This is a genomic window from Kribbella jiaozuonensis, assembly GCF_005233875.1.
Lineage (GTDB): Bacteria > Actinomycetota > Actinomycetes > Propionibacteriales > Kribbellaceae > Kribbella > Kribbella jiaozuonensis.
Genome location: NZ_SZPZ01000003.1, coordinates 1,300,683 through 1,308,315 on the forward strand (window position 1 = coordinate 1,300,683; position 7,633 = coordinate 1,308,315).

Annotated in this window: 9 protein-coding genes and 1 tRNA gene; 5 read left to right on the forward strand and 5 right to left on the reverse strand. The window is 67.7% G+C overall.

Annotation, left to right across the window (positions count from 1 at the left end):
* Positions 1 to 1,014 (forward strand): lactonase family protein, encoded by a 1,014-nt coding sequence (locus FDA38_RS26040; RefSeq protein ID WP_137256668.1) that lies wholly within the window; start codon positions 1 to 3, stop codon positions 1,012 to 1,014.
* A 2-nt stretch (positions 1,015 to 1,016) separates the two neighbouring features.
* Here FDA38_RS26040 and FDA38_RS26045 read toward each other — a convergent pair whose 3' ends face one another.
* Positions 1,017 to 1,313 (reverse strand): hypothetical protein, encoded by a 297-nt coding sequence (locus FDA38_RS26045; protein WP_202877811.1) that lies wholly within the window; start codon positions 1,311 to 1,313, stop codon positions 1,017 to 1,019.
* The gene (locus tag FDA38_RS26050; RefSeq protein WP_170989862.1) at positions 1,310 to 2,176 is read right to left on the reverse strand and encodes a phytanoyl-CoA dioxygenase family protein; all 867 of its coding nucleotides are present in this window, start codon (positions 2,174 to 2,176) and stop codon (positions 1,310 to 1,312) included. Before FDA38_RS26050 ends, FDA38_RS26045 begins: the two co-directional genes overlap by 4 nt.
* 100 nt (positions 2,177 to 2,276) lie before the next feature.
* On the opposite strand from FDA38_RS26050, the gene FDA38_RS26055 reads away from it, so the two are divergent.
* Together FDA38_RS26055 and FDA38_RS26060 are read left to right on the forward strand one after the other, a co-directional pair.
* Positions 2,277 to 3,056: an AraC family transcriptional regulator gene (locus FDA38_RS26055; protein WP_137256669.1), complete on the forward strand. Its 780-nt coding sequence runs from the start codon at positions 2,277 to 2,279 to the stop codon at positions 3,054 to 3,056.
* A gap of 10 nt (positions 3,057 to 3,066) precedes the next feature.
* Positions 3,067 to 3,798, forward strand: a complete 732-nt coding sequence (locus tag FDA38_RS26060; protein ID WP_137256670.1) for a hypothetical protein — start codon at positions 3,067 to 3,069, stop codon at positions 3,796 to 3,798.
* Here FDA38_RS26060 and FDA38_RS26065 read toward each other — a convergent pair.
* A complete protein-coding gene (locus tag FDA38_RS26065) occupies positions 3,795 to 4,544 on the reverse strand; it encodes a helix-turn-helix transcriptional regulator (protein ID WP_137256671.1) in 750 nt (249 codons plus the stop codon). The two genes, FDA38_RS26060 and FDA38_RS26065, sit on opposite strands and share 4 nt — an antisense overlap.
* Positions 4,545 to 4,685: 141 nt before the next feature.
* Here FDA38_RS26065 and FDA38_RS26070 point away from each other — a divergent pair, with 141 nt between their 5' ends.
* Positions 4,686 to 5,921: a vanadium-dependent haloperoxidase gene (locus tag FDA38_RS26070; protein WP_137256672.1), complete on the forward strand. Its 1,236-nt coding sequence runs from the start codon at positions 4,686 to 4,688 to the stop codon at positions 5,919 to 5,921.
* On the opposite strand, the gene FDA38_RS26075 is transcribed toward FDA38_RS26070, so the two are convergent.
* Both FDA38_RS26075 and FDA38_RS26080 read right to left on the reverse strand, forming a co-directional pair.
* On the reverse strand, positions 5,905 to 6,843 hold the full coding sequence (locus tag FDA38_RS26075; protein WP_170989863.1) for a phosphotransferase enzyme family protein: 939 nt from the start codon (positions 6,841 to 6,843) through the stop codon (positions 5,905 to 5,907). The genes FDA38_RS26070 and FDA38_RS26075 overlap by 17 nt on opposite strands.
* Before the next feature lie 57 nt (positions 6,844 to 6,900).
* Positions 6,901 to 7,392, reverse strand: a complete 492-nt coding sequence (locus tag FDA38_RS26080) for a YajQ family cyclic di-GMP-binding protein (protein ID WP_137256674.1) — start codon at positions 7,390 to 7,392, stop codon at positions 6,901 to 6,903.
* Positions 7,393 to 7,474: 82 nt separating this feature from the next.
* Between FDA38_RS26080 and FDA38_RS26085 the strand changes: the two genes are divergently transcribed.
* A tRNA-Tyr gene (locus FDA38_RS26085) sits at positions 7,475 to 7,557 on the forward strand.
* Positions 7,558 to 7,633: the final 76 nt, after the last annotated feature.

Here is a 7,633-nt window from a genome sequence, read left to right on the forward strand (position 1 = left end):
ATGACTTCTGAGCGGATCTATGTCGGGAGCTACACCAGTCAGGCCGGCGGTGGGGACGGGATCGCGTTCGGGCCGCTGGACGGGATCGCGACGGTGGCGACGATCGCCGATCCGTCGTTCCTGGTCAGGTCCGCGGACGGGCGGTTCCTCTACTCGACCGACGAGGAGGACAACGGCCGGATCGCGGCGTTCGCCATCCAGCCGGACGGCGGGCTCGAGCTGCTCAACCAGCAGCCGACCGGCGGCGTACACCCGTGTCACGTGGACATCGACCCGTCCGGCCGGTTCGTGCTCTCGGCCAACTACACATCGGGCTCGGTCGCCGTACACCCGATCAACGAGGACGGCTCGCTCGGCGAGACGGCGTACTTCATCCAGCGCTCCGGCACCGGACCGAACGCCGACCGCCAGGAAGGGCCGCACGCGCACCAGATCGCGTTCGACCCGGCCGGTGCGTACGTGTTCGACATCGACCTCGGCTCCGACACGGTCTACACGTCCACACTGACCGAGGACGGGCAGCTGGAGGAGGTCGACCAGCTCCACATCCACCCCGGCGCCGGGCCGCGGCACATGGTGTTCCACCCGACGGCGGGCGCGGCGTACGTGATCAACGAACTCGACTCGACGCTGACCGTCTGCAGCTACGCGGACGGGAAGCTGCAGACGGTGCAGACCGTCTCGACCCGGCCCGCCGACTCGCCGGGCGAGAACTACCCGGCCGAGCTGCTGATCTCCGCCGACGGCCGGTTCCTCTACGGCTCGAACCGCGGCGACAACACGATCGCGGTGTTCGCGACGGCGGCCGATGGTCTGTCCGTCGAGCTGGTACAGACCATCGGCTCCGGCGGCGACTGGCCGCGACACCTTGCCTTCAGCAACGACGGACAGACGCTGTACGCCGCGAACGAGCGCTCGGACCAGATCGCGACGTTCAGCATCGACGACGGCAAGCTGACCGCTGCGGGTGAGCCGGTCAGCTGGCCGAAGCCGGTGTGCATCCTGCCTGTCTAGACCTAGACGAGCTTCTCGAAGAAGAACTCGTGCTTGAGGAACGACACGTCGTACTCGTGACCCGGGTACGGCGGGTTCAGCTGCGACGCCTGGAACAGCCGCCAGCCGTCCTTGAGCGCGTCCAGTCCGGTCGTGTACGGCGGCTCGTCGCTGTCACCCGTGGTGGGGTGCGTCTCGCCCGTGCCGTCGTACGTCGACCAGCCGACCACGCGCGCGTCCAGCGCGGAGGAGGCCAGGTAGAGCACCAGCACCTGCTGGCGCAGACCAGTCTGGACCGGGGTCTCTGCTGTGGCGGTCATACCATCTCCCTCTTGACCTTGGCGTGCGGGTTGTTGGCGCGGTCCGTCACGACACGCTGCGGCCGGTTCGAGACGCGCGTGACCCAGTAGTTCGGGTCGTACGTGTCGTCGCCGCTGATCGCGCGCCACAGCAGGATGCGGTTGTACCGCTCCAGCCGCCCGGTCGCGTTCTCGTACCACGGGAAGTTCTGCTCGAGCTCGGCCGCGACAGCGTCGTCGTACAGGTCGTCGGTGTTCCAGAGCCGGACCTGCCGGACGGTCGGGTTGAACCGGATCTTGAACATGTAGCGGTCCAGGTCGCTGTCGTTCTTGCGACCGCCGTGCCAGATCCCGTGGTGCAGGAACTGGACGGTGCCGGCCGGGCAGACCAGACGGGTCTGGCCGAGCAGGTTCTGGTAGCGGCCGGTGTCGGACTCGTTGGTCCGGCGCAGGTGGCTGCCGGGAACGCTGAGCGTGCCGCCCATCTCGAGCGTCACGTCCTGCGGGTAGTACATGAGTTGTACGTCGAACGCGTCGGTGCGGACGTCGATGATCGCGTCACCGTGCAGGTTCTGCGCCTCGCCCTCGTGCGCCTTGCGGATGTGGACGGCGTGGTGATCGACGGTCGGCTCGGGACCAACCAGGCTGTGGATGGCGCCGGCGACCTCGGGCAACTGGACCAGTCGCTCGACGAACTCGCTGTCCGCGAACGCCTCCGACAACGGGGTGCCGTACGGAACCCCCGGGATGCCGTTCTTCAGGACCTCGATCGCCTGCTGGTTCATGTCGTCCGGTACGACGGCATCCATCCGGAGCGCGCCGGTGGCCACGAAATGCGCCATCTGTACCGAGGTGAGCAGGTGCTTGCGATGCGGATGGGGCATCAAGACTCCCTGGTGGATAGTGGTTACTACTCCTCCAGCGTAAGTTTGGACAGCGTTGTCTCGCGTGGGCTGTGATCACCACTAGTGGTAATTTCTCACCATGATCGAACTGCAGCTGGCAACTCCGCCCGAGGTGCTGAACGTCGGTGCGGGGATCCACGGCGTGCGCAAGCGCAGGGACGTCTTCCGCCTGCCGGACCTCTGGCAGCTGCACCTGTACAACTACACAGCCGAGCTCACGCTGGACGGGACCGCCTACACCGTGGCTCCTGGCTATGTCTCGATCACACCTGCCGGTGCCTCGGTGCAGTTCGACTACCTGGGCCGTTCGGAACACCTCTACGCACACTTCCGGCCGCGTGCGTCCGGCTCGCCGTCACACGTCCCCGCCGTGCAGGACGCCACCGCGATCGCGCCTTTGCTCTCCACGCTGCTGCGGTCCGCCATCGAGTCCTCCCCGTCCGGCTCCGGCCGTACCACCGCCGAGGTCTGGACCGCTCTCTGGCGCATCGCCGAACTCACGCCGGCCACAACCGAGACCGGACACCCGGCTGTCGCCGCAGCCATCGCCTACATCGAGGCGAACCTCGCCCAACCCCTGACCGTGCCCGCGCTGGCCCGGCTGGCCGGCGTCTCGCACAACCACCTCACCCGTCTCTTCCAGCAGGAGACCGGTCAGACGGTGATCGCCTACATCCGCACCCGCCGGATGAACCGAGCTCGCCACCTCCTGGTCTCGTCCACGCTGTCCATCCCCGCGGTGGCCGCCTCGGTCGGAGTCCCCGACCTGCAGGCGTTCAACAAGACCTGTCGCCGGGAGCTCGGCGCATCGCCGCGCGGGGTGCGTAATGCGGTAGCCGGGGTCGGAGCAGCGGGCTAGCGTTCCGAGCATGTATGAACTGATCCCGGCCGCCGACGGCCCGCAGTACGACGAAGAGGCCGAGCGGCGCTTCGTCGAGGAGTGGCCGGAGTTCATCTTCCACGACGAAGGCGTCACGCCGTACCGGGATCGGCGGGTGCAGTACTTCCCGGACTGGGAGTTCTACCTGGTGTCGGACGAGCGGCTGATCGGGGGCTGCTGGGGTGTGCCGATCGCGTGGGACGGGACGGTCGGCGATCTGCCCGGCGGGTTCACGGACTCGCTGGCGCGGTCGGTGACGTCGTACGAGCAGGGCGTCGTACCGAACACGTTCGTGCTGATGGCGGCCGCCGTACGCTCCGACGAACAGGGCCAGGGCCACGCGGGCCGTGTCATCACCGCCGTCCGCGAGCGGGCGATCGCCCGGGGGCTCGGCCAGGTGATCGCGCCCGTCCGCCCGACCCTGAAGTCGAGCTATCCACTCACTCCGATCGAGACCTTCATGCACTGGACTCGTGACGACGGCCTCCCGCTGGACCCGTGGCTGCGCACGCACGTCCGCCTGGGCGCCACCTTGCTGGCACCGGCCCCCGCCTCCCAGACGATGACCGGCACGGTCGCGGACTGGGAGAAGTGGACCAAGATGCTGTTCCCGTCGACCGGCACCTACACGATTCCGGCGGGCCTGACGACTTTGACCATCGACCGCGAGGCCGACCTCGGGACGTACGTCGAACCGAACGTCTGGATGCGGCACGCCTAGGCCGAGACGGCGACCGGGAACGCCGTAGCGACGGCCGCGGTTCGGCTGTTCACGCCGAGGCGCTCGTAGATGTTCTCCAGGTGCTTGCGAACGGTGCCCTCGGCAACGAACAGCCGACGGGCGATCTGCGTGTTGGTGTGCCCGGCGGCGACCAGGCGTAGCAACTCCCACTGGCGGCTGGTCAGCTCGGGGATGCCGGCGCGGCGGCGCTCCAGATCGCGACGGATCTCGACCAGGTGCGGCCGGAGCAGCTGAAGCATCAACCGCTCACGCTCGGAGAAACCGGGCCCGGTGGTCCGGAACAGGAGCATCCGGCGGTCCTCGCCGTCGTGCTCCGGGAGTGGCACCACGATCTCGCTGCGTACTCCGTTCATCCGGTCCCACAGGCCCGCCTCGCTGTTCACCAGTTGACGCATGGACAGGTAGTCGGACGTCATCCAGACGCTTTCGTGGTCACCGGTCCGCTGGGGCCGGCTGCACGTCTTGTGCCGCCAGAACAACTGCCAGAACAGCTCGTCGCAGTCGTCGTCCAGCCCCGGAGGCACGCTGGTCAGCTCCTCCAGACCGACGAAGACGCGGTCGTGCGGCCGGCTCACCTGGAACGTGACGTCGTCGGCGGGGATCAGCTCGTGGAGCGCGCGAAGTACGTCCCGCGGGAACTCCTGGCCGGCGCTGTCCCATCGCTGGTGATCGACGACGTCGAGCATGCGGCGCAGATCGCGTTCGGTGACGGTCAATTGCTCCATGACTGCCCTCCCCCTGAATTCAGCCTAGGCCCGATCCGCTACCGGGCAATACGTCGAACTGCGTATGGCACGCGCGGACCCGGCGCGGCGACGGTGGATGGGGGGCGGCATCGCGCCGCCCGTTCTCGGGAAGGAACGACCGTGAAACTGCTGACTCGCCGGCTTGCGTTGCTGCTGACTGGATCGTTGGTTCTGACCGGGGTCGGATTGTCGCCGCCGCCGAGTACGGCCGGTGTGAGCGATGCCGCGCCGGTGCTGGATTGGAGTCGGTACGCGACGCAGGCGATCGTGGCCGGGCGTCCGCCGGCCAGCTCGGAGGTGTTGCTCGGGATCGTGCACGTTGCGATCGCGGATACCGTGGCTGGGCTCGGGTACGGTCGGCCGTTCAAGTTCGCCGTACGGCCGGATCATCGGGCGTCTCCTGCGGCGGCGGTTGCTACAGCGGCGTACGACGTACTGCGGGCTCGCGTGCCTAATGCAGCTGGGTTGGATTCGACGTACGCCGACTATCTGGCGCGGGTGCCGTCTGGGTCGGCGAAGGATCGCGGGGTGGTTCTGGGGCGGTCGGTGGCGGCCGCCGTACTGGCGTGGCGTGCGGGGGATGGGCTGGGCAACACCGTGCCCTATGTGCAGCGGACGCCGGGGCCGGGGGTGTGGGAGCCGACGCTGCCTACTCCGCCGGCGGATATTGTGCTGACGCAGGTCCGGCCGCTGGCGCTGCGGTATCGGGCGCAGTTCCGTCCGGACGGGCCGGATGCGCTGACGAGCAAGCGGTACGCACGGGACGTGGCTGAGGTCGCTTCGCTCGGCCGGGCGGACAGTACAACCCGTACGGCGAAGCAGACCGAGACCGCGATGTTCTGGTCGGAGCAGACCGCACAACAGTGGAGTCGGGCGCTGCTGCAGTTGGCGGCTGACCGGCACCTCTCAATGGCTGCGGCTGCGCGGATGCTCGCCCTGGTGCATGTGTCGGCCGGTGACTCGGTGATCGCCTGCTGGGACGCCAAGTTCCACTACCTGTCGTGGCGGCCGGTCCACGCGATCCAGCGCGCCAACACGGACGGCAACCCGCGTACGCACGCCGATCCGGGCTGGCAGTCGCTGCTGAACGTCAATCACCCGGAGTACCCCTCCGGCCATGCCTGCTTCACCGCTGGAGTGGCAGGTGCGTTGCAGGCGTTCTTCCACACCTCACACGTGCGCCTGTCGATGTCCAGCCTGGTCACCGGCACCACGCGCGTCTATCCGAACCTGTCCGCGGTGAGGGCCGACGTACGAGAAGCTCGGATCGTCTCAGGGCTGCACTTCCGTCACTCGATGGTGGACGGCGATGCACTGGGCACGCAGGTCGTCGGCTGGATCAGCGCTCGGCACTGACCGCCAACGCAGCCAGGCCGTGGTTGAGGATGCCCTTGACCACGGTCAGCGCGTAGGACTCGTCCGGTCCGGTGATGGCTTGGTGGGACCAGCTGATGACGTCCTCGAAGGCTCTGACGTGGCGGTAGTAATGGATGGCGTCATCGTCGAGGGTGTGGGGACCGTAGCCGGCGAGGAAGGCCTCGCGCTGGGTGGAGGTGGTGGGGCCGACGTCGCCCATGCCGCCGAGCATGAACATCAGGTCCTGCTCGCGGGGCGCGAAGATGACGTCGTCCCAGTCGATGAGGTGGAGGTGCTCGTCGACCAGTACGTTGCCGAGGTGCGGGTCGCCATGGCAGATCACCCGCGGGCCGGACGGCGCCGGCGGGCGGTTGGTGCGCAGGTCGGCGATGACGTCGTCGTACTGCTTCCACACCGCCGCCAGCTCCTCCTCGACCTCCCCGTCGGGTGTCTCGAGGCGCTTGTCGACCTCCTGCGCGATGGCCGGCATCCGTACGTCGATGTGGCTGTGCTTCGGCAACGCGTCCCGCAGCCGGTGCGGGGGTTCCGAATCATGCACCCGCCGGATGAGTACGCCGTACTCCGACCACTGCTCGTCCGTCAGCCCGCTCTGCGCCGCACGGACCCCGTCGATCCACGGCGTGATCGTCAGCCGCTTCTTTGCGTGGACGGACCACAGCCCGCCCTCCGTGGTCCGGATCAGCTCCGGTACGCCGGGCAGGCCGCTGTCCGCCAGGAACGCCGCCACCTGATGGCCGGTATTGGTCCCGGCGGCGCTCCACTTCACGGCGTACGTGTTGGTCGCCGTAGCGGCCTTCCACACCTGCGCGGCGACGTCAGCGCCGTACACGACCGGTGTGAGCTCGACCACCTCGAGCCCGAAGTCCGCCAGTAACCACTTCCGCAGCAACGTCTCACCCACGCCCGCCAGCATGCCCGGCAACCGCCCTCGGAGCGAGCCGATTACCGGGCGTCCGGGTCAGCGGTAGTTGACGAACTGCACCGCGAAGTCGAGCTCCTGGCCCTTGATCAGGGCCTGCACCGCCTGGAGGTCGTCGCGGCTCTTGCTGGAGACGCGGAGCTCCTCGCCCTGGATCTGCGCCTTCACGCCCTTCGGGCCCTCGTCGCGGATCAGCTTGGAGAGCTTCTTCGCGTTCTCCTGGGTGATGCCGGCGTCGATCGTCGCGGTGATCTTGTAGATCTTCCCGGACAGCTTCGGCTCGTCCGCGTCCAGCCCCTTGAGCGAGATCTGCCGCTTGACCAGCTTGTCCTTGAACACATCCAGTACGGCGCTCACCCGCTCCTCGGTGTTCGCCTGCATGTCGATCGCCTCGCCGGACCACTTGATCCCGGCGTCCACGTTCTTGAAGTCGAACCGCTGGCTGATCTCCTTCGCCGCCTGGTTCACGGCGTTGTCCACCTCCTGACGGTCCACCTTGTTCACGATGTCGAAGGAGGACTCCGAAGCCATGGGCACATCCTTTCCGATTTGCTGTCAGGGCCACTACCTGTTGTATCGTCTCCCACGCCGGTTCACGAACCGGCAGCACCCTGGCGGGTTGCCCGAGCGGCCAAAGGGAGCAGACTGTAAATCTGTCGGCGTATGCCTACGCAGGTTCGAACCCTGCACCCGCCACACGCGAGAAAAGAGCCCCTGACCTGCGGAAACGCAGACCAGGGGCTCTCGTGTTGTGTCCGGTGGTGTCCGGCCG

Coding starts and splice junctions, on each gene's coding strand:
- FDA38_RS26040 (WP_137256668.1), top strand. CDS start 1: ATGACTTCTGAGCGGATCTATGTCGGGAGCTACACCAGTCAGGCCGGC.
- FDA38_RS26045 (WP_202877811.1), bottom strand. CDS start 1,313: ATGACCGCCACAGCAGAGACCCCGGTCCAGACTGGTCTGCGCCAGCAG.
- FDA38_RS26050 (WP_170989862.1), bottom strand. CDS start 2,176: ATGCCCCATCCGCATCGCAAGCACCTGCTCACCTCGGTACAGATGGCG.
- FDA38_RS26055 (WP_137256669.1), top strand. CDS start 2,277: ATGATCGAACTGCAGCTGGCAACTCCGCCCGAGGTGCTGAACGTCGGT.
- FDA38_RS26060 (WP_137256670.1), top strand. CDS start 3,067: ATGTATGAACTGATCCCGGCCGCCGACGGCCCGCAGTACGACGAAGAG.
- FDA38_RS26065 (WP_137256671.1), bottom strand. CDS start 4,544: ATGGAGCAATTGACCGTCACCGAACGCGATCTGCGCCGCATGCTCGAC.
- FDA38_RS26080 (WP_137256674.1), bottom strand. CDS start 7,392: ATGGCTTCGGAGTCCTCCTTCGACATCGTGAACAAGGTGGACCGTCAG.